Origin of the sequence: Streptomyces sp. NPDC127100 (genome assembly GCF_042724095.1) — a bacterium.
Lineage (GTDB): Bacteria > Actinomycetota > Actinomycetes > Streptomycetales > Streptomycetaceae > Streptomyces.
In genome coordinates this window covers 1-23,990 of sequence record NZ_JBHXFL010000033.1, presented here as the reverse complement: position 1 = coordinate 23,990, position 23,990 = coordinate 1, and the positions used below count along the sequence as shown (strand labels likewise).

Here is a 23,990-nt window from a genome sequence, read left to right as displayed (position 1 = left end):
AGAGTGGGCGCCGGTAGACACGCTCATCGGAGCGAACCGGTGCACAATTCAACACTTGTCAATGACCCTTTACTCAGAGGTTGTTGAGTCGTCATGTGTGGCCAATTCACTACCCGGCGGTAGGTCATAGGCTCGACCCATGCGCCGAGCGAAGATCGTCTGCACACTGGGGCCCGCCACCGACTCGTACGACCAGATCAAGAGCCTGGTCGACGCCGGAATGGACATCGCCCGCTTCAATTTCAGTCACGGCACCCACGCCGAACACGAAGAGCGATACCACCGCGTCCGGAAGGCCTCCGACGAGACCGGCCGCAGCGTGGGCACCCTCGCCGACCTTCAGGGCCCGAAGATCCGGCTCGGCCACTTCACCGAGGGCCCCGTACTCCTTGAACGCGGCGACACCTTCACCATCACCGTCGAGGAGGGCGTCGGCGGCGACCGCCACATCTGCGGCACCACCTACGCCGGCCTCGCCGACGACGTCACCCCGGGCGAACGCGTCCTCGTCGACGACGGCAAGGTCTGCCTCGAGGTCACCGCCGTCGACGGCCCCCGCGTGCACACCACCGTGATCGAGGGCGGCGTGGTCTCCGACCACAAGGGCCTCAACCTCCCCGGCGTCGCCGTCTCCGTCCCCGCCCTGTCCAAGAAGGACGAGGACGACCTGCGCTGGGCCCTGCGCAACGGCTTCGACGTCGTCGCCCTGTCCTTCGTGCGCAGCGGCCGGGACGTCCTCGACGTCCACCGCATCATGGACGAGGAGGGCCGCCGCCTCCCCGTCATCGCCAAGGTCGAGAAGCCCCAGGCCGTCGAGAACATCGACGACATCGTCGCCGCCTTCGACGGCATCATGGTCGCCCGGGGCGACCTCGGCGTCGAAATGCCCCTCGAACAGGTCCCAATCGTCCAGAAGCGCGCGATCAAGCTGGCCAAGCGCAACGCCAAGCCGGTCATCGTCGCCACCCAGATGCTCGACTCCATGATCGACAATGCCCGTCCGACCCGCGCGGAGGCCTCCGACGTGGCCAACGCGGTCATCGACGGCACGGACGCCGTGATGCTCTCCGGCGAGACCAGCGTCGGCAAGCACGCGGCCGACACGGTGCGCACGATGGCCCGCATCGTCGAGGCGGCCGAGGAGGACATCCTCGCCAAGGGCCTGCCCCCGCTGACCGACCGCAACAAGCCCCGCACCCAGGGCGGCGCCGTCGCCCGCGCGGCGGCGGAGATCGGCGACTTCCTCGGCGCCAAGTACCTGGTCGCCTTCACCCAGTCGGGCGACACCGCCCGCCGCCTGTCCCGCTACCGCTCACCCATCCCGCTGCTCGCCTTCACCCCGGAACCGGCGACCCGCTCCCAGCTGAACCTGACCTGGGGCGTGGAGACCTTCCTCGGCCCGCACGTGGACTCCACGGACGCGATGGTCGACCAGGTGGACGAACTCCTGACGGAGTACGGCCGCTGCCGGAAGGGCGACGTGGTGATCATCACGGCCGGCTCCCCGCCGGGCGTCTCGGGCACGACGAACCTGGTCCGCGTCCACCACATCGGCGAGGACGACGGTCCCCGGTAGGTCAGTACTTGGGTCCGACGTGGGCGTCCATGAGCGCGACGGAGGCTCTGCGGGCGACGGAGATGTTGAAGGGGTCGCTGCCGCGTGCGAGGGTCGTCCACTCGACACCGACCGTGTCGAGGGTGTCGGTGAAGAGCTTCCGGATGTCGTCGGACTTGTTGGCGAAAAGGTACCGGGGGTACTCGTAGCGCTTGCGGACGCCGCCGACGAGTCGGGTGGTCCAGTTGGTGATCCGGCAGCCGTCGGAGTGGATCAGGCCGCGGATGAAGCTCCAGGAGTGAACCTTCACGATCGCCTGTTGCCAGGGGTGGAGGGCGATCCGGCGATCGTGCTTCTTCCCGGGGCCGTGCTGGGGAAAGAGGCACGGCAGGTGCTTCGAGTAGACCTTCACATTGTGACAGCCGGTCTTGCGGACCCGACAGGTCGCGTTGTCGGGGAAGACCGCACGCATGGCCTCTTCGCAGTCCTCGATGAGGCCGGGCCACGAGTCGGCACAGGTGACCATGAGGTTGGGCACACGGTGTTCGGAGTAATGGCTGATGTGGCCGTCGCCGAGGTAGAGGCCCAGCAGATAGCTGTATGCGGCTTCGTCCAGTTCCCGCCCGTCACACCTGGGACAGCGTGGATCGTGTCTGCCCGGACTTTCGCCCCGCTTGGCGCGATCGAGGTGTTTCCAGTAGCCGATCGTGCCCATCGGGACGTTCAGCGCCCGGGCCACATCCGCGTTCTTCGCGCCGCCGCGCAGCAGGGTCAGGGCCTTCTGTCGTACGTCAGTGCTGTGGATACTCATGCGCTCACCGTGCGTCACCAGGAGGCGCCGTGGGCAGCAAAAAGCGGAGGTTCACGAGAACGTGAGCCTCCGCTCGGGAATGTGCCCGGTGTGGGATTCGAACCCACATGCCCAAAGGGCACGGCATTTTGAGTGCCGCGAGTCTGACCAGTTCCTCCAACCGGGCAAGATTGGTGATCGCTCGGAAGTGTACCGGTTCACTTCGATCCGTCGCAGCTAGGTAGGCTCTTGTCAGCAGTACCGCCTGCCCCGAACAAGGAGCGCCCACGTGACCGCCCCCGAGTCGCCCCAGCCCGCTGACGTGCCCGAAGACGAGAAGTCGCACGTGCCTCCGCTGACGACCCGCGTCGTCATCGCCGAGGACGAGGCGCTCATCCGGCTGGATCTCAAAGAGATGCTGGAGGAGGAGGGGTACTCCGTCGTCGGTGAGGCCGGTGACGGCGAGCAGGCCGTGGAGCTGGCCCGGGAGCACAAGCCCGATCTCGTGATCCTCGACGTGAAGATGCCCAAGCTGGACGGTATCTCCGCGGCCGAGAAGATCGCCGAGGAGAGCATCGCGCCGGTGCTGATGCTGACCGCGTTCTCGCAGCGCGACCTCGTGGAGCGGGCGCGGGACGCCGGTGCGATGGCGTACCTGGTGAAGCCGTTCAGCAAGAGCGATGTCGTTCCGGCGATCGAGATGGCCGTCTCGCGCTTCACGGAGCTGAAGGCGCTGGAGCAGGAGGTCGCGGACCTCTCGCAGCGGCTGGAGACGCGGAAGCTGGTGGATCGGGCGAAGTCGGTGCTGCAGACGCAGTACGGGCTCACCGAGCCGGCCGCGTTCCGGTGGATCCAGAAGACGTCGATGGACCGGCGGATGTCGATGCAGCAGGTGGCCGAGGCGGTCATCCAGGACGCCGAGGAGAAGAAGGCGTCCAAGGGCTGACGCCCGGTACCTCACGAGGCCCGTGTTCCCTGTGCGGCAGGGGGCGCGGGCCTCGTCGTGCGGTTCACACCGATCCTGCACAGAACCGTCCGCCTCGCCCACCGCGTCCTGTCCTAGGGTGCCGCCAGGCACCGGAGGACGGGGGAGGAGCCGTGGAGCAGGCAGGGACGGTGCTCGCCGGGCGTATCGCCGAGCGGCGGGCGGGAGTCGGTGATCCGCGGGCGTTGGTGGGCGAGATGCGGAGATCGGCGTTGCTGGTGCCGCTGGCCGACGGCGGTCTGTGGAGCGCGCGTTCGGGCGGGGTGCGCTGGGTCTGCGCCTTCACCGACGAGGCCGCGCTGGCCCGCTTCGCCCTGCTGCACGCGCCGGGCGGGCGGCCCATGGAGTACGCGGTGCTGCTCGGTGCCCGCATCGTCGACGAGATCGTGCCGTCGCTGGGTGAGCCGGCGGGGCTCGCGGTGGACATCGCGACGGAGGACGGGTCGATGTTCTTCCCGCCGGTCGTGGGCATCGTTCCGGACGGGGCTGCCGTCGACGCGGGCGAGGGGGTTCGGGCATGAGCGGGGACGGACCCGACCTGCAGTTCGACAAGGCGGCGGTCGCGAAGTTCACCAAGGGGCTGGGCGGCACGATCGACCAGCTCGGTGAGATCGGTGACTCCACGGGCTCGGTGATGGGCAAGGGTTTCTCCGAGCTGGCGATGACCGGTATGGAGGCCGGGCACCACGGTCTGTCGACCGACTTCGAGGACTTCTGCGAGCGCTGGGAGTGGGGCGTGCGCGCCTTGGTCCACGACGCGAGCGAGATCGCCGACCGCCTGGGTCTGGCCGCGGGCACGCAGTGGGAGCACGACCAGTACGTCGAGGGCGCGCTGAAGGTCGGTGTGAACTCGGTGATGGGCGGCAATCCGCACGCGTCGGAGGAGGAGATCACCCAGCAGGGCTGGGGCGACGTGTTCACGCCGGACTATCTGGATCCGGACTGGAGTGCGCAGTCGTTCGAGCAGGCGGGGCAGGACATCTCGCAGACGTGGAAGGACACCGGCCGCACGGTCCTGACCGAGGGTGAGGGCGGGCGCCGGGCGGACCTGCTCAACCAGGCGCTCGGGATCTCGGACGAGCAGTTCGACCAGGCGCTGGACGACACGTTCGGTCCGTCGCCCGAGGAACGCGCGCAGCAGCAGGCACAGCAGGGTGACTCCGGGGGGAACTGAGCGTGGGTATCGGCGGTTTCATCAGCGACATCACTCCGGACTCGGTGGAGAACGCGGTCGAGGACGGTGTCGAGTGGGTCGGCAACCGGGTCGAGGACGCCGGTAACTGGACGGCGGACCGGCTGGACGACGTCGGCTGGGAGTCCGGTGCGGACTGGGTGCGGGAGCAGTCCCGCTCGGTGGCGAACCGGATGGGTGCCGAGGTCGACGAGATGGATCTCGGGCAGACCGAGGACAAGACGAAGCTGATCTACGGCAGCGCGTCGAAGATCCGGTCGACGGCCGAGCGGTTGCGGGGATTTCAGTCGTCGTTCGACGGGGTCGGCGACGGTCTGAAGGGGCTGGACTCCTCGGAGTTGAAGGGCGAGGCCGCCGAGGCGCTGCGGAAGGCGGTGCGGACGCAGCCGCCGAAGTGGTTCAAGGGTGCGGACGCCTGTGAGGAGGCGGCGGGGGCGCTGGAGTCGTTCGCGGGGACCGTGGAGTGGGCGCAGGGCCAGGCGCAGACGGCGATCGACAAGTGGAAGGAGGGCGTCAAGGCGTCGGAGGACGCGGCGGACGCCCATCGCAAGAAGGTCGACGACTACAACAAGGCCGTCGACCGCTACAACGCGCAGGCGCCGGACAAGCGGGACCCGTCCACGCTGCCGCCGTGTCCGGCGCCGACGTTCGACGACCCGGGCAAGAAGCTGATGCAGGACGCGCAGGATCTGCTGACGGAGGCGCGCAAGCAGCGCAACTCCGCTGCGGAGACGGCGCGCAGTGCGGTCCGCGCGGCGCGGGACAAGGCTCCGGAGAAGCCGTCGTACGCGGATCAGCTGGGTGACGGTCTGCAGGAGATGCAGATCATGGGTGACCATGTCGGCGGTGGGATCATCAAGGGCACCGCGGGGCTGCTTAACTTCGTCCGCAGTGTCAATCCGATGGACCCGTACAACCTGACGCACCCGGCGGAGTACGCGACGTCGCTCAACAGTCTGGCGGCGGGGCTGGTGGTGGCGGCCAACGACCCGGTCGGCACGGGCAAGCAGATGGTCAGCGACTTCATGAAGGACCCGGCGGAGGGTTTCGGCCGTCTGATCCCGGACCTGGCGCTGACCGTGGCCACGGGTGGTGGCGGTGCGGCGGTGAAGGGGGTGCGGGTCGCGGAGGAGGCGGCCGACGCGGCGCGGCTGCGCCGGCTGGTGGACGACGCGCCGGACGGTACGCACAACCGTCCCGACGGTGAGCGTGTCACGGACGGTACGGACCCGGTGGACCTCGCCTCGGGGCGGATGTTCCTGCCCCAGTCGGACGTCGTGATCCCGGGCATCCTGCCGTTGACGTTCACGCGGCGTACGGAGTCGGGCCTCACCTCGGGCAGGTTCCTGGGCCCGTCGTGGTCCTCCACGGCCGACGAGCGCCTCGTCGTCGATCCGGTGGGCGTCGTCCACGTCACGGCCGACGGTCTGCTGGTCACGTATCCGCATCCGGTGCCCGGGGCCCCGACCCGCCCGGAGTCGGGCACGGCACGGACGCTGCTGGCGCGTGACGCCGACGGCGATTACACGGTCACCGAGCCGGACAGCGGCCTGGTGCGCCGCTTCGCCGCCCCGGTGGGCACGGAACCGGGCGGTGACGCCACCTGCTGGCTGTCGCGCATCACCGAACGCAACGGTCACAGCGTCGAAGTCGACCGGGCCCATGACGGTCTGCCGCTGGCGCTGGTCCACTCGGCGGGCCGCGAGGTGCGGGTGACGTGCGCGGACGGCCGGATCACGGGGCTGTCCCTCGTGGGCCAGGACGGAACCGGCCTGCCCCTGATGTCGTACGGCTACGAGGACGGCAATCTGACCGCCGTCACCAAGCCGTCCGGTGCCACGACCAGGTTCGTCTACGACGAGCGCCGCCGCGTGACCGCCTGGATCGACTCCAACGGGAGCCGCTACGACTACGCCTACGACGACCGTGACCGCGTCGTCGCCGAGGGCGGCGAGGCGGGCCACGTCCAGATCACCCTGGCGTACACGGACCCGGACCCGGAGACCGGCCACCGCACGACGACGCTGACCACGGCGGACGGCGCGGTCACCCGGCACCTCATCGACCAGTGCTGCCGGGTGATCGCCACTACCGATCCGCTGGGCCACACCACGCGTTTCGGCTACGACGCGCAGGGCCACCTCCTGAGCCGTACCGACCCGCTCGGCCGCACCACCGCCTTCGCCTACGACGAGAGCGGTCGACTGGTCCGCATGGTCCGCCCGGACGGCTCCGAGCTGAGCCTGGTACGCGGACCGTCCGGGATGCCGACGGAACTCACCGAGCCCGACGGTGCGCGGTGGCTCCAGCGGTTCGACGAGCACGGCAACCGGATCGCGGTCACGGATCCGGCCGGTCACACCACGCGTTATGCCTACGATGCGCACGGCCGCTCGGCTTCCGTCACGGACCCTCTCGGTGCGACCACCACGATGCGCTGCGATCTCATGGGGCTGCCCGTGCAGGTCACCGACCAGATCGGCGGAACCACCCGCCTGGAACGTGACGTTCTCGGCAGAGTGGTGCGTGTCATCGACCCGGTGGGCGGGGTCACCCGCCTCGTCTGGAGCGAGGACGGCCACCTGGTCCGCCGCACCGGCCCGGACGGGGCCACCGAGTCGTGGACCTACGATGGTGAGGGCAACTGCCTCACCCACACCGACGCGGCCGGGGGGACGACCCGGTTCCAGTACACCCACTTCGACCTTCTCGCCGCCCGTACCGGCCCGGACGGCGCCCGCTACGAGTTCGAGCACGATGCCGGCCTGCGTCTCACGCGGGTCACCGACCCGCAGGGCCTCAGCTGGACCTACGAGTACGACGCGGCGGGTCGCCTGGTCGCGGAGACCGATTTCGACGGTCGCACGGTCGGTTACCGGTTGGATGCGGCGGGCCAGTTGACGGCGCGGGCCGACGCGCTCGGTGGTGTCGTCTCCTTCGAGTACGACGCACTGGGCCGGCTGGCCCGTAAGGACGCGGCGGGCCGGATCACCACGTACGTGTACGACCCGGCGGGGCGTCTCCTGGAGGCGAACGGTCCGGGCGGCGGTCTGGTCCGTCAGTACGACCGGCGTGGCCTGCTCAAGGCCGAACTCGTCGACGGCCGCGCCATCACGTACACGTACGACGCACTCGGTCGCCGTACCCGGCGGGTGACTCCTGCCGGGCATGCCACCACGTACGCCCATGATGCGGCGGGCCGGCTCGTCTCGATGGCCGCCGGCGGCCACCGGGTCGGCTTCACCCACGACGCCGCCGACCGCGAAGTGCTGCGCTCCTACGGGGAGGCGATGACGTTGTCGTCGTCCTGGGACGCGGCCGGCAGGCTGTCCGCCCAGAGCCTCGCAGTCGGCGAACTCGCGCTCAACAGTCGCACCTACACCTACCGTGGCGACGGGCACCTGACTTCCGTGGCTGACCGGTTGTCCGGTACGCGGACGTTCGAACTCGACGGGTCCGGGCGCGTGACCGCCGTTCACGCCCTCGACTGGACCGAACGCTACGCCTACGATCCCACCGGCAACCAGACGGAAGCCTCGTGGCCCTCCGCGCATCCTGGGCATGAGTCGACGGGCCCTCGTGCCTACGTGGGTACCGCCCTCATCCGCGCCGGCGACAGCCGCTTCGAGCACGACCCTCTCGGTCGCGTGGTTCTTCGGCGGCGGACGCGCCTGTCGCGCAAACCGGAGACGTGGCGGTACTCGTGGGACCCGGAGAACCGTCTCGATTCGATCGTCACACCGGACGGCACGCGCTGGAACTACCGCTACGACCCGCTGGGCCGGCGCACCGCCAAACAGCGTCTCGCCGACGACGGCGTGACCGTCCTGGAGGAGACCCGGTTCACCTGGGACGGCATGACGCTGTGCGAACAGACGACCACCTCCAGTGATCTTCCGCATGCCGTCGCCCTCACTTGGGACCACCGGGGCTCGTTCCCTCTCGCACAGACCGAGCGCATCCTCGGACGCGACGCGACTCAAGGGGAGATGGACCACCGGTTCTTCGCCATCGTCACGGACCTCGTCGGGACGCCCACCGAGCTGGTCGACGAGAGAGGGGGCATCGCATGGCGCACCCGTACCACCCTCTGGGGCACCACCGCCTGGAACCGGAACAGCAGCGCCTACACGCCTCTCCGCTTTCCCGGCCAGTATTACGACCCCGAAACCGGCCTCCATTACAACCTTTTCCGGCATTACGACCCCGAGACGGCACGCTATCTCACCCCGGATCCGCTGGGCCTGACTCCCGCACCTAATCCGGCCGCCTACGTCTACAATCCGCACACCTGGGCGGATCCTCTCGGTCTTTCTCCCTACAAAGAAGGGAAAGGAGGGAACGCGGAGGTCGACCCCCGGAAACTGGACTATCTGTTCAACAAGAACATCAAGCCGGACTCGCACAATTCGCCGAGGGCTCTCCAGAACGAGCTGCAACTCAACCGGATCGGCATACCGGACACACCGGAGATGCGGCAGTATGTCAGCAATCACCTGACCCAGGCCGCCCAGCAGCCGTTCGGGCGGACGTTCACCAAGGAGTGGCCCGGTGGCAGCGGCGAATTCGGCGTGACGGAGTCCGTCCTGCACGGCCCGCACGGAGCACTCGGCGTCGAAAGTACCTGGGAGATCCTTCCCGAGGGCGGGAGTAGACTCTCGACGGTCATCTTCCGTGGTAGTGGCCCGAACGTGAGTATCCACGGCAGTCTGGACCACTGGCCGCCGTACAGTGGAAAGTGAAGGCACCACCCTATGTATCGAGAATTCCTCACCCCTGAGGACGAAGAAGTCTATGAAGCCCTCGGTGAATGGCCGGACTCGGATGAAGACGGGGTGCGGACGGTCACTCTTCAGGACGCTTCCGGACAGAGTCTCGTTTTCTCCTACGACGTGTTGTCGAGGTCGGTCCGGGTTCGCTGGGTGAACGAGCAGGGCATGGAGTTGACGGATGTCTACCGTGAGGGCGCAACGCGCCTGTCCGTCTCCGGCTCCGGTGGGGGGGCGGGGGCCCACATCTCCGTCGACTTTCACATGGGCGAGTGCGCGGGCGCCATGGACATCCAGGTGACACCGGCCCTGTCGGTGAGGGACCGCCTTCTGTTCCAATGAGACTCACCTCCGACGACGACTGGACGGCGACGGTGACGGGCCATCCGCTGCGCAGCACGCCGCGCTTCGACTTCCCGGCCAAGGTGTACGCATCGCCGAACGGGTGGGCGCCGGCTGCCAACTGCCCTCTGAGGCCGCAGATGCCGAGGATTCGGCCCGCGTTCGCGCCGCACCGGCACCGGGCCGACGCGCTGTTCGGCTCCCGGCTGGAGGACTACGGGGACCGATGACACCGGGCGTCGGATCAGGCGAAGGCGGCCCGGCCTCCGTGGCCAGGAACCTCGGCAGGGCTCTGGACAGGGCCGGTGCCGAGAGCCGGGAAGTCCGGGACGCCGTCCGGGAGTTCGTCGAGACGGTCACGTTCGCGAGTGCGGACGAGATCCGGGCGATGCTGCGGGACGTGCTCGCCGAGGACTGGACGGCGCTGCCGCCGTGGGCTCGCAACCTGGCCTACCGGCTGGCCTGCCTCCAGCGTCCGGACGACCCGGAGCTGCTGCGCGAGGCCGCCGCCGACCTGCTGTGCTTCGGCCCCGACTGGGACGCGGAGGCGGAGGGCCTCAAGCGGCGCGCGGCGGAGCTGGAGCAGTAGCCCTCCGGCAGGCTCGGCTCCGGTGGGACGACCATGATGACGTACGTGACAAGGTCCGTCTGCGGGTGCACGACAAGGACGGAACTGCTGCTTCCGAACCGGAAGGGGTGTTTCACAGTGAGGTCTCACGATTTCATCGGCATGGCGCGGACGATTCTGGACGTCGACGCAACGGTGCGAGAGCGCGCGGCCGACGAAGTGTCGGACCGCGTGGGTGTGTACACGTCTGCTCAGGCTTCCGCTCTGGCGACCCTGCTGGCGGCGACCGCGGCCTCGGAGGGGGAGGAATCCGCCCTGGAAGCCGAGTTGCACGCGATCATCGAACTCACCTCCACCGGCCATGTCCAGGTCGATCACCTCTCGCCTCTGCGGGAGATCGCCGTCGACGACCTTCCTCCTCAGCTCCGCGACTACGTCACCGATCTTCTGGAGGGGTGAAGTGAAGGCACCATCAGATGGTGCTACGGACATCCGGGTGACACCGGCTCTGTCGGTGAGGGACCGCCTTCTGTTCCAGTAGTGAGGCGAGGTTGGGTCGATGAGTGACGCCACCTGGCGGGAGCGGCACGAGTGGGGTGTTCACCGCCGCCGACCTGCTGTGCTTCGGTCCCGACTGGGACGCGGAGGCGGAGGACCTCAAGCGACGCGCGGCGGAGCTGGAACAGTAGTCCTCCGGCACGTGGCTTACGCACGGTGCCCGGGCCTGGTCACCATGCGGTGTTCGACGAGGTGACGCCACGGCACCGACGCGCGAGGGCCGCCACCGCACTCCGGTGGCGGCCCTCGCGTGCCGGGTGCCGTCGGCTCAGTCCTCGCCGAGGTACGCCTTGCGGACGGACTCGTCGTGGAGGAGGTCCCGGCCGCTGCCGGACAGGACGATGTTGCCGACCTCCATGACGTGGCCGTGGTCGGCCAGGGACAGGGCGGCCTGGGCGTTCTGCTCGACGAGCAGGATGGTGGTGCCCTGCGACTTCAGCTCGGCGATCGTGGACATGATCTTCTGCATCATGATGGGGGAGAGGCCCATGGAGGGCTCGTCCAGCATGAGCAGCTTCGGCTGGGACATCAGGGCGCGTCCCATGGCGAGCATCTGCTGCTCGCCGCCGGACAGGGTGCCCGCGGCCTGCTTGCGGCGTTCGCCGAGGATCGGGAAGAGGTCGTAGGCCCGCTGGATGTCCTTCTCGACGCCCGGCTTGTCGTCGCGGAGGAAGGCGCCGAGGCGCAGGTTGTCCTCGATGCTCATGCGGGGGAAGATGTGCCGGCCCTCGGGGGAGTGGGCGAGGCCGAGGGAGACGATCTGGTGGGCGGGGACCTTCTTGAGCGACTTGCCGCCGAACTTGATCTGGCCGCCGACCGGCTTGAGGAGCCCCGACAGGGTCCGCAGGGTGGTGGTCTTGCCGGCACCGTTGGTGCCGATGAGGGTGACCACCTCGCCCGCGTCGACCTTGAACGAGATGCCCTTGACGGCCTCGATCTTGCCGTAGGCGACGCGGAGGTCCTCGACCTCGAGCAGTGCGGTCATCGGTCGTTCTCCTTGCCGGCCGAGGTGTCCGTGGTGGTGTCGGCCTGTGCGGCCTCGGCGGCCTCGACCTCGGCGGCTTCCGCGGCGCCGGGGTCGTTCTCGAGGGGTTCGCCGAGGTAGGCGGCGACGACGCGTTCGTCCCCCTGGACGGTGGCGCTGTCGCCCTCGACCAGTTTCTCGCCCTGGACGAGGACGGCGACGCGGTCGCAGAGGTTGAAGATGAAGCGCATGTCGTGCTCGATGACGAGGACGGCGATGCCCTTGTCGCGGATGGCGAAGACGAGTTCCTCGGTGGTCCGGGTCTCCTGGGGGTTCATGCCGGCCGTGGGCTCGTCCAGGAGCAGCAGGCCCGGTTCGCTGGCGAGGGCGCGGGCGATCTCCAGCTTGCGCTGCTCGCCGTAGGGGAGGTTGCGGGCGAGGTGCTCGGCCTTGTCGGCGAGGCCGACGAACTCCAGGAGTTCCATGGCGCGTGTCCGGGAGGCCGCCTCGGCCTTGTGGAAGCCGGGGCCGCGCAGGACGGCGGACCAGAAGCCTTCCTTGGTGCGGGTGTGGCGGCCGACGAGGACGTTCTCGAGGACCGTCATGTTGGCGAACAGCCGGATGTTCTGGAAGGTGCGGGCGATGCCGGCGGCGGTGACCTTGAAGGACTTGGGCGGCAGGACCTTGTCCTTGTAGCGGACCTCGCCCTCGGTCGGGATGTACAGGCCGGTCAGGCAGTTGAAGAAGGTGGTCTTGCCGGCGCCGTTGGGGCCGATGAGGCCGACGATCTCGCCGCTGTTGACGGTGAGGTCGACGCCGCGTACGGCGGTCAGGCCGCCGAAGCGCATGGTGACGCCGCGTGCGTCGAGGACGGGGGTGCCGGGGGCGGGGGCGCCCGCGGTGGTGTCCTTGGTGGTGGTGTCGGTGGTCATGGTGGTCAGGCCCCTGTCTTGCTCAGGACTGCGGGCGCTTCGGCCTCTTCGTGGAACTCCAGCTGGCGGCGCCGGTTGGGGATGAGGCCCTCGGGGCGGAAGCGCATCAGCAGCACGAGTGCGAGTCCGAAGGCGAGGAGCTGGTAGTCGCCGAGGAACTGGAGCTTGTTGGGGATGAGGAAGAGCAGTGCGGCGCCGATGAGCGGACCGGCGATGGTGCCCATGCCGCCGAGGACGACCGCGGCGAGCAGGAAGGCGGAGTTGGGCGGCGTGGTGCCGGCGAAGAGGTACTGCTCGGGGGTGACGGTGTAGGTGACGTGTGCCTGCACCGTGCCGGCGAGGCCGGCGAGGGTGGCGCCGACGGCGAAGGCGATGAGCTTGACGCGGAAGCCGTTGATGCCCATGGCGAGCGCGGCGGTCTCGTCCTCGCGGATGGCGACCCAGGCACGGCCGATGCGGGAGTCGCCGCTGCGCCGGAAGACGAGGACGACGACGGCCGTGATGATCAGCATCAGGAAGAAGTAGTTGGCGAACCGGCCGATGGTGAAGCCGGCGATGTCGTGCTGGATGCCGAGGTCGAAGCCGAGGATCTTGAGGTCGGGGATCGACGAGACGCCGTTGGAGCCGTTGGTGAGGTCCGGGCCCGACGTGCCGTCGGTGTTGTTGGCCGCGATGCGGAAGATCTCTCCGAAGCCCAGGGTGACGATGGCGAGGTAGTCGCCGCGCAGCCGCAGGGTCGGGGCGCCGATGAGGACGCCGAAGACCAGGGAGGCGGCGGCGCCGACGAGCACCGCTGCCCAGAAGGGGAAGTGGACGCCGAAGGGCGAGCTGGGCGAGCCGGAGACCAGGGCCGCGGCGTAGGCGCCGACGCCGAGGAAGGCGACGTAGCCGAGGTCGAGCAGGCCGGCGAGGCCGACGACGATGTTCAGGCCGAGGGCGACCGTGGCGAAGATGAGGATGTAGACGCCGAGGGTGGCGTACTGGTCGTCGGTCTGCGTGAAGGGGAAGCAGGCCGCCGCGACGAAGGCGCCGCAGACGGTGATGTTCTGGTGCCGGGCGGTGATCTGCGTGATGTGGCCGATCAGTCCGGACTTGTTGAGGGCGGCGAAACCGAAGCCGGCCATGATCAGGAAGCCGACGAACAGTTCGTCGTACTCGGTGCCGATGCCGTAGGTGAAGACGAGCAGGGCGACGGCGAGGACGGCGACGATGATCAGGAGCTCGGCGTAGGAGGGCAGCGGGCGCAGGGGGCGCGGGGTGCCGGAGGCGAAGGCGGCCCTGACGATCTGCCAGTTGTGGGCGCTGGTGTGCTTGAACTGCTCCCAGCCGGTGTCGTCGGGGTCGACCGGGTCCGGTTCCGGACGCTCGAACGGCAGGGCGAGCGAGCCGAGCAGGGCGATCAGGGTGGCGGCCGCCACGACGTAGCCGCCGGGCTCCAGGTTCACCACGCCGCCGAGCTGGGTACTGATCGCGACGACCGTGTACCAGGCGGTGGCGAAGGTGGCGAGCGCGGCGACCTTGACGGCCGCGTCGGCGCCGGCGGGTGCGAGCCAGCCCAGTCCCCTGACGCCGTACGAGGCGAGGCCGAAGAGGGCGGTGAGGGCGCCGCCGATCAGCACCAGGACCTGCAGGCCGCCCGGGTAGCCGTAGACGGTGAGGTCGCCGGGGAACTCGGCGGTCCAGGTCCAGGCGAGGAAGGTGGACAGGACGGTGAGGACGCCGCCGCCGGTGGCGAGGGCTCGTCCGATGTGCGCGGGTATGCCGATGAGGCCGGTGGGGGCACCCGTGGTGGGGGTGTCCGGGGTCTTCGGAGCGGTGGTCTGTGTGGTCATCGGTGTCACGCCCTGTCCGCAACGCGTTCGCCGAGCAGGCCCTGTGGCCTGAACAGCAGCACGAGGATGAGGAGGATGAACGCCCAGACGTCGGCCCAGGACTGGCTGCCGAACTTGTCCAGGCCGGGGATGTCGGCGATGTAGGCGGTGGCCAGGGTCTCGGCGACGCCGAGGACGACGCCGCCGATCATGGCGCCGTAGATGTTGCCGATGCCGCCCAGCACCGCCGCGGTGAAGGCCTTCAGGCCGAGGATGAAGCCCATCTTGAAGTCGATCTGGCCGTACTTGAGGCCGTTGGCGACGGCGCCGACGGCGGCGAAGACGGCACCGAGGGCGAAGGCGACCACGATGATGCGGTCGGTGTTGATGCCCATGAGCTTGGCCGTGTCCGGGTCCTGGGCGGTCGCCTGCATGCCCCGTCCGGTGCGGGTGCGCATCACGAAGAAGGCGAGGATGGCCATGCTGACCGGTGCGGCGACGAGGAGGAAGATGTCGCCGGTCTGGATGGTGGCGCTGCCGATGTGGAAGGGCCCGCCCTCGATCTGGGGGAAGGGGAGCTTCGACTTGGCGTTCGGGTACAGCGCCCACACGGCCTGCTGGAGGGCGAGGGAGAGGCCGATGGCGGTGATGAGCGGCGCGAGGCGGGGGGCGCCGCGCAGCGGGCGGTAGGCGAACCGTTCCGCCCCGATGGCGACGGCGACGGAGACGATCACGGCACCGAGCAGCATCAGAGGCAGGGCGACCCACATGGTGGTGCCGTCGGGCAGGATGTACAAGTGGACCGTGAGCGCGCCGAAGGCGCCGACCATGAAGATCTCGCCGTGGGCGAAGTTGATGAGCTGGACAATGCCGTAGACCATTGTGTAGCCGATGGCGATCAGCCCGTACATGGATCCCAGTAGCAGGCCGTTGACCAGCTGCTGCGGCAGTTCGTTCACCGCATGTCCTCCGAGACTTTCGGATGTTCGACGGATGTGGCCCGGATGCGAGTCCGCGCGGGGCGCCTGTGGAACAGCGCCCCGCGCGGCTCGTGGGCAGTGGTGTGGTGCGGGTGGGTCAGCCGGTGTAGGTGCCGGACTTCACGGCCTTCCACGCACCGTTCTCGACGGCGTACACGGTGAGCTGCTTGTTGGTGGCGTCACCGAACTCGTCGAAGGAGACCTTGCCGGTCACACCGTCGAAGGAGACGTTCTGCATGGCGTCCACGACCTTGGCGCGGGCGTCGGAGGGCAGCTTGCCGCCGTTGTCCTCGACGACCTTCTTGACGGCCTCGATGATCGCCCAGGCGGAGTCGTAGGAGTAGCCGCCGTACGCCTCGTAGGCCTCCTTGTAACCCTCGGCCTTGTAGTTGGCGACGAACTCCTTGGCGGAGGGGAGCTCCTCGACCGGCGCGCCGACGGAGGTGGCGAGGTCGCCGGTGCCGCTGGCGCCGGCGAGCTTGATGAAGTCGGCGCTGTAGATGCCGTCGCCGCCGACGACCGGAATCTTGGCGCCCGCTTCCTTGATCTGCTTGCTGAGCGGGCCGGCCTGCGGGTATTCGCCGCCGTAGTAGACGACGTCGGCGCCGGAGTTCTTGACCTTGGTGGCGACCGCGTTGAAGTCCTTGGTGTCCGGGTTGATGTGCTCGGTGCCGACCACCTGGCCGCCGAGCTTCTTGAACTCCTCGGTGAAGGTGCCGGCGAGGCCGGCGCCGTAGGTCTTCTTGTCGTCGATGACGAAGACCTTCTTCTTCTTGGAGTCGTTGTAGACGTACTGCGCGGCGAACGGGCCCTGGACGGCGTCCGTGGTCGCGGTGCGGAAGTACGACTTGTAGGACCGGACCTTCTTGGTCTGCCAGTCCACGCCCTGGGTGAGCGACGGGTTGGTGTTGGCCGGGGAGACCTCGACCAGCTTGGCCGTGTCGAACACCTTCTGCATCGACTCGCCGACGGAGGAGTTCAGCGGGCCGACGACGCCGAGGACGTCCTTGTCGGCGACGAACTTGGTGGCGTTCTGCTGGCCGACGGAGGGCTGGCCCTGGTCGTCGAGGGCCTCGACCTTGAAGGTGACGCCGTCGACGGTCTTCTGCTTGTTGGCGGTCTTCGCCGCGAGGTCCACCGAGTTCTTGATGCCGAGGCCGAGCGCGGACAGGTCGCCGGTCAGCGGGGCGTCGACACCGATGACGACGGTGGTGCCGCCACCGCTGCCGCCGTTCCCGGAGTCGGAGCCGCCGTCGTCGTCGCGCGAGCCGCAGGCGGTGAGGGTGAGCGCTCCCGCCGCCAGAGCGGCGGTGATGGCGATGAGCGAACGTTGACGCACGATCAGTCCTTTCCCTGGCGCAGCCGTTTCCCTGTGGAGACGGCCGAGTCGAGCGCTGGGCCGAAGTGACAATCCGACGGCGCGGTGACTGGCCGTGACTCTAAGCGTGTGTGGGGAACGTGGAGGAGGGTCTGACTCATGCTGTGACGCTCTTGTTATGACACGCGGTAATGCAGAGCGGTACTGGCTGGGAAGAAGGGCGGAATTCAGGCCGGTTTGCTCCGTCCGCATGCTGAGAACCCGCAGGACCGACGGGGCTGGTTCAGGCGTGTAAGTCGTTTTGGTGATTACCGGGAAACGTTGCCGCAGGCGACCTGCAGCGCCTGCGAGAGGTGCCCCGCATAGCGCGTCCCGAGGATGAAACTGTGCTCCTCTATTGCGCGCGTATTACGCAGCGTTACATCCAGGAAAGGGAGTCCGGGGTTCCGTGGTGCTTTTTCGCATTCCGTCACCCGCAGAGTGACGATGATCTTGAGGGCGGAATGCGGCTTTGTCTGGAAAGGTGGCGCGGGGGCCGAGGTCGCCGAAAGCCCGGCGTAGGGCTGGGTCACCCGCGTCACCGTGACGGGTGGTCCGGACCGCACGCTGAGCAGCACCGCGAAGCTGAAGTCGCCGGCCGGGGCGTCGCCGGGACCGGCCACCGGGTCCAGATAGACCAGGTCGACGGCCTGGGAGGGATAGGGCGGCGCAGGCGCCGGAGGCGGCGGCTGCTCCTGCGGCCGGCCGGCGTACAGATAGCCGCCGACCGCCAGGACGGCGAGGGCCGCGACCGTCGCGCGGACCGCCCGGCGGTGGCGTGCGTGGAGGCGGCCCAGGCGTCCGCGCGGCCGGCCGGGGCGACGGCGGGCGCGCGGCGTGGTCTCCCGCACGTGCGTGCCCTCGCCCGGCTCGACGGGGCCGGTGCCGCTCACCGCCACGGCCCCCCGTCCGCGTCCCCGCCGGGTGGGCGTCCGGCGCACCGGGCCCGCGTCCGGCGGTCGATCAACTCGGCTGCGGCGAGGGCGCCCTGTGTGCGCAGGACGGGCCGCGCGGCGGCCACGACCTCCCGCAGGATGTCGTACTGCCGGTTCGACAGCCCCATCGACTGGTAGTCGCCGTAGGTGCCGCCGTCCAGCACCTCGCGCGACCAGTGGGCGACGACGCGCACGCACAACTCGGCATCGGACACGGGCGTCGGCGACGGCGGCGGGACGGCGGTGGCCGGATGCGCCCCACCGGTGCCGGATCCGCCGCCACACGCGGTCGTCAGTACGGCCGTCAGCAGCGCCAGGGGGACCGCACGCCGGATCCCGCCCCCGGCGGCCGCCGGCCTGGGGACTCCGCCCCCGCCCCGTTCCATGCCCCGACGCTAAGGCGCCGGGGCGAGGGGGACAACGGGGACGACGGCAGTCCGGTCCGCCTCGCTCAGGCCGCCGCGCCCGCCCGGGCGCCCTCGCCGGGGTCCACGTCGCGCAGCAGGCAGGTCAGACGGGCGGTGCACACCCGCCGCTCCTGCTCGTCGCTGATCACGATCTCGTACGTCGCCGTCGTCCGGCCCCGGTGCACGGGCGTGGCCACACCGGTGACCAGTCCGGAGCGGACCCCGCGGTGGTGGGTGCAGTTCAGGTCGACGCCGACGGCGATCTTGGAGCTGCCGCCGTGCAGCATCGAGCCCACCGACCCCAGCGTCTCGGCCAGCACCGCCGAGGCGCCGCCGTGCAGCAGCCCGTACGGCTGGGTGTTGCCCTCCACCGGCATGGTGCCGACGACCCGCTCGGGCGCCGCCTCCAGGACCTGGACGCCCATCCGCGCCCCCAGGTGCCCCGCGGAGAACAGCGCGGGAAGGTCGACGCCCATGGCGGCGTACTCGTCGATGATCTCCTGCGGGAACCGCACCTGCTGCTGCTCACCCATGGGGCCCTGCTCCGTTCGTCGCGATCCGTCGGTCCGATGCGCCTGTCGGCTCGGCTGAGCGAACGCTCAGTCGGTCGCCGATTGTTCCAGACGGACGACGACCGACTTGCTGGCCGGGGTGTTGCTGGTGTCCGCCGTGGCGTCCAGCGGCACCAGGACGTTGGTCTCCGGGTAGTAGGCGGCGGCGCAGCCACGGGCCGTCGGGTAGTGCACGACACGGAAACCGGGTGCCCGGCGCTCCACGCCGTCCGACCACTCGCCGACCAGGTCGACGTAGGAGCCGTCCGCGACGTTCAGCCTCTCGGCGTCCTCCGGGTTGACGAGGACCACCCGGCGGCCGTTCCTGATGCCGCGGTAGCGGTCGTCCAGGCCGTAGATCGTGGTGTTGTACTGGTCGTGCGAGCGCAGCGTCTGCAGCAGCAGCCGGCCCTCGGGCAGTTCGGGGTACTCGACGGGCGCGGCGGTGAAGTTGGCCTTCCCGGTGGCCGTCGGGAAGCGGCGCTCGTCGCGCGGGGCGTGGGGGAGGGCGAAGCCGCCCGGGGCCGCCACGCGCGCGTTGAAGTCCTCGAAGCCGGGGATCACCCGCCCGATGCGGTCGCGGATCGCCGCGTAGTCCTTCTCGAACTCCTCCCACGGCACCCTGCTGTCCTCCCCGAGCACCCGGCGCGCCAGCCGGCACACGATGGCGGGCTCGGACAGCAGGTGGCGGCTCGCGGGCTCGAGCCGTCCCCGCGAGGCGTGCACCATGCCCATCGAGTCCTCGACGGTGACGAACTGCTCGCCGCCGGCCTGGAGATCGCGCTCGGTGCGCCCCAGCGTCGGCAGGATCAGGGCCCGCGCGCCCGTGACGGCGTGCGAGCGGTTCAGCTTCGTCGACACGTGCACGGTGAGGCGGGCGCGGCGCATCGCCGCCTCGGTCACCTCGGTGTCGGGGGACGCGGAGACGAAGTTGCCGCCCATGGCGAAGAAGACCTTCGCCTCGCCGTCGCGCAGCGCGCGGATGGCCCGCACGACGTCGTAGCCGTGCTCGCGGGGCGGGGCGAAGCCGAACTCCTTCTCCAGGGCGTCCAGGAACGCGGGCGCCGGACGTTCGAAGATGCCCATCGTGCGGTCGCCCTGCACGTTGGAGTGGCCGCGCACCGGGCAGACGCCGGCGCCCGGCCGGCCGATGTTGCCGCGCAGCAGGAGGAAGTTGACGACCTCGCGGATGGTGGGCACCGAGTGCTTGTGCTGGGTCAGGCCCATCGCCCAGCACACGATGGTGCGCTCCGAGGCGAGGACCAGGCGCAGCGCCTCCTCGATCTCCGCGCGGGTCAGCCCGGTCGCCGCGAGCGTCTCCGCCCAGTCGGCGGCCCGCGCGGCCTCCGCGAACTCCTCGAAGCCGTGCGTGTGTTCGGCGACGAACGCCTCGTCGACCGCGCCCTCGGTCTCGAGGATCAGCTTGTTGAGGAGCCGGAACAGCGCCTGGTCGCCGCCGAGGCGGATCTGGAGGAACAGGTCGGTCAGCGCGGCCCCGGTGGTGAGCCCCTTCGGCGTCTGCGGGTTCTTGAAGCGCTCCAGGCCCGCCTCGGGCAGCGGATTGACGCTGATGATCCTCGCGCCGTTCGCCTTGGCCTTCTCCAGGGCGGTGAGCATGCGCGGGTGGTTGGTGCCCGGATTCTGGCCGGCCACGATGATCAGGTCGGCCTTGTGGAGGTCCTCCAGCAGCACGCTGCCCTTGCCGACCCCGATGGTCTCGGACAGGGCCGAGCCGGACGACTCGTGGCACATGTTGGAGCAGTCCGGCAGGTTGTTGGTGCCCAGCTCGCGCGCGAAGAGCTGGTAGAGGAACGCCGCCTCGTTGCTGGTGCGCCCCGAGGTGTAGAAGACCGCCTCGTCGGGCGAGTCCAGGGCGGCGATCTCCTCGGCGACGATGCCGAAGGCGCGCTCCCAGGTGACCGGCTCGTAGTGCTCGCCGCCCTCCGGGAGGTACACGGGACGGGTGAGCCGCCCCTGCTGGCCCAGCCAGTAGCCGCTGCGGGTCGCCAGGTCGGCCACGGAGTGCGCGGCGAAGAACTCCGGGGTGACCCGGCGCAGGGTCGCCTCCTCGGCCACGGCCTTCGCGCCGTTCTCGCAGAACTCGGCCCTGTGCCGGTGGTCCGGCTCCGGCCAGGCGCAGCCCGGGCAGTCGAAGCCGTCCTTCTGGTTGACGCTCAGCAGCGTCAGCGCGGTCCGCCGCACCCCCATCTGCCGCTGCGCGATGCGCAGGGTGTGGCCGATGGCCGGAATGCCCGCCGCCGCATGCTGGGGTCCGGTGACCTGCGGCGCGTCCTGAACCGGATCACCCTTGGGCGGCTTCGTGGCCATCGCGCGCTCCTTCGCCTGCACGTGTGAGGTACGTCTCCGATCCTCGCATGCGCCACCGGCACCGAGGGAGGCCGGGCGGGAACGGATGGAGGGAGCGACGGCTGCGGTGGCCGCGGCTCCTCCACCGCCGCCGCGGTGCGCACGAGGGGTACCGGCAACCGCGCGGCCGGCCGCGCGGTTGCGTCGGCGCGCGCCCGGCACCGGCGAAGCGCGGAGCGGGCTGTCAGTGGCACGTGGCAGGATCGTGAACGTGGCAGACACAGCATCGAAGAAGACCGAGACCCCCACCGGCGGCAGCCGCCCGCGCCTGATGCTCATGGACGGGCACTCGCTGGCGTACCGCGCGTTCTTCGCGCTGCCCGCGGAGAACTTCACGACCGCGACGGGCCAGCCGACCAACGCGATCTACGGTTTCGCGTCGATGCTGGCCAACACGCTGCGTGACGAGGCGCCCACGCACTTCGCGGTGGCGTTCGACGTCTCCCGCAAGACCTGGCGCTCCGAGGAGTTCACGGAGTACAAGGCGAACCGCTCCAAGACGCCGGACGAGTTCAAGGGCCAGGTCCAGCTGATCGGCGAGCTGCTCGACGCGATGCACGTGACCCGCTTCGCCGTCGAGGGCTTCGAGGCGGACGACGTGATCGCCACGCTCGCCACCCAGGCCGAGGCCGAGGGCTTCGAGGTACTGATCGTCACCGGCGACCGGGACTCGTTCCAGCTGGTCAGCGAGCACACCACGGTGCTGTATCCGACCAAGGGCGTCTCCGAGCTCACCCGGTTCACCCCGGAGAAGGTCGTCGAGAAGTACGGACTGACGCCCGCCCAGTACCCCGACTTCGCGGCCCTGCGCGGCGACCCGTCGGACAACCTGCCGGGCATCCCGGGCGTCGGCGAGAAGACGGCCGCGAAGTGGATCAACCAGTTCGGGTCCTTCGCCGAACTGGTCGAGCGCGTCGACGAGGTCAAGGGCAAGGCCGGGCAGAATCTGCGCGACCACCTGGAGTCCGTGAAGCTCAACCGCCGGCTCACCGAGCTGGAGCGGCGGGTCGAACTGCCCGGCACGGTCACCGACCTGGAGCGCCCGGCGTACGACCGCAAGGGCGTCGCGATGCTGCTGGACACCCTGGAGATCCGCAACCCCTCGCTGCGCGAGCGGCTCTTCGCCGTCGACCCCGGAGCCGAGGAGGCCGAGGCGACGCCGGTCGTCACGGACGGCGTGGAGCTGGACGGCACGGTACTGGGCACCGGTGAGCTGGCCGGCTGGCTCGGCGAGCACGGCACCAGTCCCCTCGGCGTCGCGACGGTGGGCACCTGGGCGCTGGGCACCGGCTCGGTCGCCGAGGTCGCGCTGTCCGCGTCCGACGGGAAGGCCGCCTGGTTCGACCCGTCCCAGCTGGACGAGGCCGACGAGACGGCGTTCGCCGCCTGGCTGTCCGACCCGGACCGGCCGAAGGTCCTGCACAACGCCAAGAGCGCGATGCGCGTCCTCGCCGAGCACGGCTGGAGCGTCGCCGGCGTCGGCATGGACACCGCGCTCGCCGCCTACCTGGTCAAGCCCGGCCGCCGCTCCTTCGACCTGGACGCGCTCTCCCTGGAGTACCTGCACCGCGAGCTGGCCCCGGCCGCGGCGGCCGACGGACAGCTGGCCTTCGGCGCGGACGACGCCGCCGAGGCCGAGGCGCTCATGGTGCAGGCCCGCGCGATCCTCGACCTGGGCGAGGCCTTCGAGGGCCGCCTGGCGGAGGTCGGCGCCGCGGACCTGCTGCGCGACATGGAACTGCCCACGTCCGCCCTGCTGGCCCGCATGGAGCGGCACGGCATCGCGGCCGACCGCGACCACCTGCGGGCCATGGAGCAGATGTTCGCGGGCGCGGTCCAGCAGGCCGTGAAGGAGGCCCACGAGGCGGCCGGACGCGAGTTCAACCTGGGCTCGCCCAAGCAGCTCCAGGAAGTCCTCTTCGGCGAGCTGAACCTGCCCAAGACGAAGAAGACCAAGACCGGCTACACCACGGACGCCGACGCGCTGGCGTGGCTCGCGACGCAGACGGACAACGAACTGCCGGTGATCATGCTCCGCCACCGCGAGCAGGCCAAGCTGCGCGTCACCGTCGAGGGCCTGATCAAGACGATCGCCGCGGACGGCCGCATCCACACCACGTTCAACCAGACGGTCGCCGCGACCGGGCGTCTGTCCTCGACCGACCCGAACCTGCAGAACATCCCGGTCCGCACCGACGAGGGCCGGGCGATCCGCCGCGGCTTCGTCGTCGGCGAGGGCTTCGAGTCCCTGATGACGGCGGACTACAGCCAGATCGAACTGCGCGTGATGGCCCACCTGTCCGAGGACGCGGGTCTGATCGAGGCGTTCACCTCCGGCGAGGACCTGCACACCACCGCCGCCGCGCAGGTGTTCTCCGTCGAGCGGTCCGCGGTGGACGCGGAGATGCGCCGCAAGATCAAGGCGATGTCCTACGGCCTGGCGTACGGGCTGTCTGCCTTCGGTCTCTCCCAGCAGCTGAACATCGAGGCGGCCGAGGCCCGGGGCCTGATGGACGCCTACTTCGAGCGGTTCGGCGGTGTCCGCGACTATCTGCGCCGGGTCGTCGACGAGGCCCGGGCCACCGGCTACACGGCGACGATCTTCGGCCGCCGCCGCTACCTGCCCGACCTCAACAGCGACAACCGCCAGCGCCGCGAGGCGGCCGAGCGGATGGCGCTGAACGCCCCGATCCAGGGCACGGCGGCCGACATCGTCAAGATCGCCATGCTCAACGTGGACCGGGCGCTGCGCGAGGCCGGCCTCGCGTCCCGCATGCTGCTCCAGGTCCATGACGAAATCGTCCTGGAGATCGCCCCCGGCGAGCGGGCCGCGGCGGAGGAACTGGTCCGCCGCGAGATGGCGAACGCCGTGGACCTCAGGGTTCCCCTGGGCGTCTCGGTCGGCTCGGGCGCGGACTGGGAATCGG

The 23,990-nt window shown here is 69.8% G+C and carries 21 protein-coding genes and 1 tRNA gene; 11 read left to right on the top strand and 11 right to left on the bottom strand.

The features are described 5' to 3' along the window. Positions 1-139 precede the first annotated feature (139 nt). Entirely contained in the window at positions 140-1,576 is a 1,437-nt protein-coding gene (pyk, locus tag ACFWJB_RS25560; RefSeq protein ID WP_385462064.1) for a pyruvate kinase, read from the top strand. Between the two features lies 1 nt (position 1,577). Here the strand turns inward: pyk and ACFWJB_RS25555 are convergent, their stop codons facing one another. Both ACFWJB_RS25555 and ACFWJB_RS25550 read right to left on the bottom strand, forming a co-directional pair. Next, on the bottom strand, positions 1,578-2,366 hold the full coding sequence (locus ACFWJB_RS25555; protein WP_386925088.1) for a helix-turn-helix domain-containing protein: 789 nt from the start codon (positions 2,364-2,366) through the stop codon (positions 1,578-1,580). Positions 2,367-2,448: 82 nt separating this feature from the next. Further along, positions 2,449-2,532: transfer RNA gene (locus ACFWJB_RS25550), tRNA-Leu, on the bottom strand. 102 nt (positions 2,533-2,634) lie between these two features. On the opposite strand from ACFWJB_RS25550, the gene ACFWJB_RS25545 reads away from it, so the two are divergent. From ACFWJB_RS25545 to ACFWJB_RS25505, 9 genes are all read left to right on the top strand, one after another. After that, positions 2,635-3,291 (top strand): ANTAR domain-containing response regulator, encoded by a 657-nt coding sequence (locus ACFWJB_RS25545; protein WP_385462070.1) that lies wholly within the window; start codon positions 2,635-2,637, stop codon positions 3,289-3,291. A 152-nt stretch (positions 3,292-3,443) separates the two neighbouring features. Next, positions 3,444-3,851 (top strand): hypothetical protein, encoded by a 408-nt coding sequence (locus ACFWJB_RS25540; protein WP_385462073.1) that lies wholly within the window; start codon positions 3,444-3,446, stop codon positions 3,849-3,851. Then, positions 3,848-4,504: a hypothetical protein gene (locus tag ACFWJB_RS25535; protein ID WP_385462076.1), complete on the top strand. Its 657-nt coding sequence runs from the start codon at positions 3,848-3,850 to the stop codon at positions 4,502-4,504. Before ACFWJB_RS25540 ends, ACFWJB_RS25535 begins: the two co-directional genes overlap by 4 nt. A 2-nt stretch (positions 4,505-4,506) precedes the next feature. Then, on the top strand, positions 4,507-9,264 hold the full coding sequence (locus ACFWJB_RS25530; protein ID WP_386925085.1) for a putative T7SS-secreted protein: 4,758 nt from the start codon (positions 4,507-4,509) through the stop codon (positions 9,262-9,264). 12 nt (positions 9,265-9,276) lie between these two features. Further along, entirely contained in the window at positions 9,277-9,633 is a 357-nt protein-coding gene (locus tag ACFWJB_RS25525) for a hypothetical protein (protein ID WP_386925083.1), read from the top strand. After that, complete coding sequence (locus tag ACFWJB_RS25520) at positions 9,630-9,863, top strand: hypothetical protein (protein ID WP_386925081.1); 234 nt, start codon at positions 9,630-9,632, stop codon at positions 9,861-9,863. Before ACFWJB_RS25525 ends, ACFWJB_RS25520 begins: the two co-directional genes overlap by 4 nt. 38 nt (positions 9,864-9,901) lie before the next feature. Next, positions 9,902-10,222, top strand: a complete 321-nt coding sequence (locus tag ACFWJB_RS25515) for a hypothetical protein (RefSeq protein WP_385462088.1) — start codon at positions 9,902-9,904, stop codon at positions 10,220-10,222. A 141-nt stretch (positions 10,223-10,363) separates the two neighbouring features. After that, positions 10,364-10,660, top strand: coding sequence for a hypothetical protein (locus ACFWJB_RS25510; protein WP_385462091.1), 297 nt, complete (start codon positions 10,364-10,366; stop codon positions 10,658-10,660). Between the two features lie 104 nt (positions 10,661-10,764). Further along, complete coding sequence (locus ACFWJB_RS25505; RefSeq protein ID WP_385462094.1) at positions 10,765-10,890, top strand: hypothetical protein; 126 nt, start codon at positions 10,765-10,767, stop codon at positions 10,888-10,890. A 137-nt stretch (positions 10,891-11,027) separates the two neighbouring features. Here ACFWJB_RS25505 and ACFWJB_RS25500 read toward each other — a convergent pair whose 3' ends face one another. From ACFWJB_RS25500 to ACFWJB_RS25460, 9 genes are all read right to left on the bottom strand, one after another. Further along, positions 11,028-11,744 (bottom strand): ABC transporter ATP-binding protein, encoded by a 717-nt coding sequence (locus ACFWJB_RS25500; protein WP_386925078.1) that lies wholly within the window; start codon positions 11,742-11,744, stop codon positions 11,028-11,030. Then, complete coding sequence (locus ACFWJB_RS25495) at positions 11,741-12,655, bottom strand: ABC transporter ATP-binding protein (protein WP_385462100.1); 915 nt, start codon at positions 12,653-12,655, stop codon at positions 11,741-11,743. Before ACFWJB_RS25495 ends, ACFWJB_RS25500 begins: the two co-directional genes overlap by 4 nt. 5 nt (positions 12,656-12,660) lie before the next feature. Beyond that, positions 12,661-14,487: a branched-chain amino acid ABC transporter permease gene (locus tag ACFWJB_RS25490; RefSeq protein ID WP_385462103.1), complete on the bottom strand. Its 1,827-nt coding sequence runs from the start codon at positions 14,485-14,487 to the stop codon at positions 12,661-12,663. Positions 14,488-14,492: 5 nt separating this feature from the next. Next, positions 14,493-15,425, bottom strand: coding sequence for a branched-chain amino acid ABC transporter permease (locus tag ACFWJB_RS25485; RefSeq protein ID WP_385462106.1), 933 nt, complete (start codon positions 15,423-15,425; stop codon positions 14,493-14,495). Positions 15,426-15,543: 118 nt separating this feature from the next. Continuing rightward, a complete protein-coding gene (locus tag ACFWJB_RS25480; protein ID WP_386925075.1) occupies positions 15,544-16,785 on the bottom strand; it encodes a branched-chain amino acid ABC transporter substrate-binding protein in 1,242 nt (413 codons plus the stop codon). A gap of 287 nt (positions 16,786-17,072) precedes the next feature. Then, positions 17,073-17,696, bottom strand: a complete 624-nt coding sequence (locus ACFWJB_RS25475) for a Tat pathway signal sequence domain protein (RefSeq protein WP_386925073.1) — start codon at positions 17,694-17,696, stop codon at positions 17,073-17,075. Next, positions 17,693-18,124 carry a hypothetical protein gene (locus ACFWJB_RS25470; protein ID WP_386925071.1) on the bottom strand — a complete coding sequence of 144 codons (432 nt, stop codon included), beginning with the start codon at positions 18,122-18,124 and terminating at the stop codon, positions 17,693-17,695. Before ACFWJB_RS25470 ends, ACFWJB_RS25475 begins: the two co-directional genes overlap by 4 nt. Positions 18,125-18,189: 65 nt before the next feature. Then, entirely contained in the window at positions 18,190-18,678 is a 489-nt protein-coding gene (locus tag ACFWJB_RS25465; protein WP_385462117.1) for a hotdog fold thioesterase, read from the bottom strand. Positions 18,679-18,744: 66 nt separating this feature from the next. Next, on the bottom strand, positions 18,745-21,024 hold the full coding sequence (locus ACFWJB_RS25460; RefSeq protein ID WP_385462120.1) for an FdhF/YdeP family oxidoreductase: 2,280 nt from the start codon (positions 21,022-21,024) through the stop codon (positions 18,745-18,747). A gap of 250 nt (positions 21,025-21,274) precedes the next feature. Between ACFWJB_RS25460 and polA the strand changes: the two genes are divergently transcribed. Further along, the coding region (gene polA, locus ACFWJB_RS25455; protein ID WP_386925068.1) for a DNA polymerase I at positions 21,275-23,990 on the top strand (2,716 nt) is incomplete at its 3' end.

Coding starts and splice junctions, on each gene's coding strand:
- pyk (WP_385462064.1), top strand. CDS start 140: ATGCGCCGAGCGAAGATCGTCTGCACACTGGGGCCCGCCACCGACTCG.
- ACFWJB_RS25555 (WP_386925088.1), bottom strand. CDS start 2,366: ATGAGTATCCACAGCACTGACGTACGACAGAAGGCCCTGACCCTGCTG.
- ACFWJB_RS25535 (WP_385462076.1), top strand. CDS start 3,848: ATGAGCGGGGACGGACCCGACCTGCAGTTCGACAAGGCGGCGGTCGCG.
- ACFWJB_RS25525 (WP_386925083.1), top strand. CDS start 9,277: ATGTATCGAGAATTCCTCACCCCTGAGGACGAAGAAGTCTATGAAGCC.
- ACFWJB_RS25520 (WP_386925081.1), top strand. CDS start 9,630: ATGAGACTCACCTCCGACGACGACTGGACGGCGACGGTGACGGGCCAT.
- ACFWJB_RS25510 (WP_385462091.1), top strand. CDS start 10,364: ATGGCGCGGACGATTCTGGACGTCGACGCAACGGTGCGAGAGCGCGCG.
- ACFWJB_RS25500 (WP_386925078.1), bottom strand. CDS start 11,744: ATGACCGCACTGCTCGAGGTCGAGGACCTCCGCGTCGCCTACGGCAAG.
- ACFWJB_RS25495 (WP_385462100.1), bottom strand. CDS start 12,655: ATGACCACCGACACCACCACCAAGGACACCACCGCGGGCGCCCCCGCC.
- ACFWJB_RS25490 (WP_385462103.1), bottom strand. CDS start 14,487: ATGACCACACAGACCACCGCTCCGAAGACCCCGGACACCCCCACCACG.
- ACFWJB_RS25470 (WP_386925071.1), bottom strand. CDS start 18,124: ATGGAACGGGGCGGGGGCGGAGTCCCCAGGCCGGCGGCCGCCGGGGGC.
- ACFWJB_RS25465 (WP_385462117.1), bottom strand. CDS start 18,678: ATGGGTGAGCAGCAGCAGGTGCGGTTCCCGCAGGAGATCATCGACGAG.
- ACFWJB_RS25460 (WP_385462120.1), bottom strand. CDS start 21,024: ATGGCCACGAAGCCGCCCAAGGGTGATCCGGTTCAGGACGCGCCGCAG.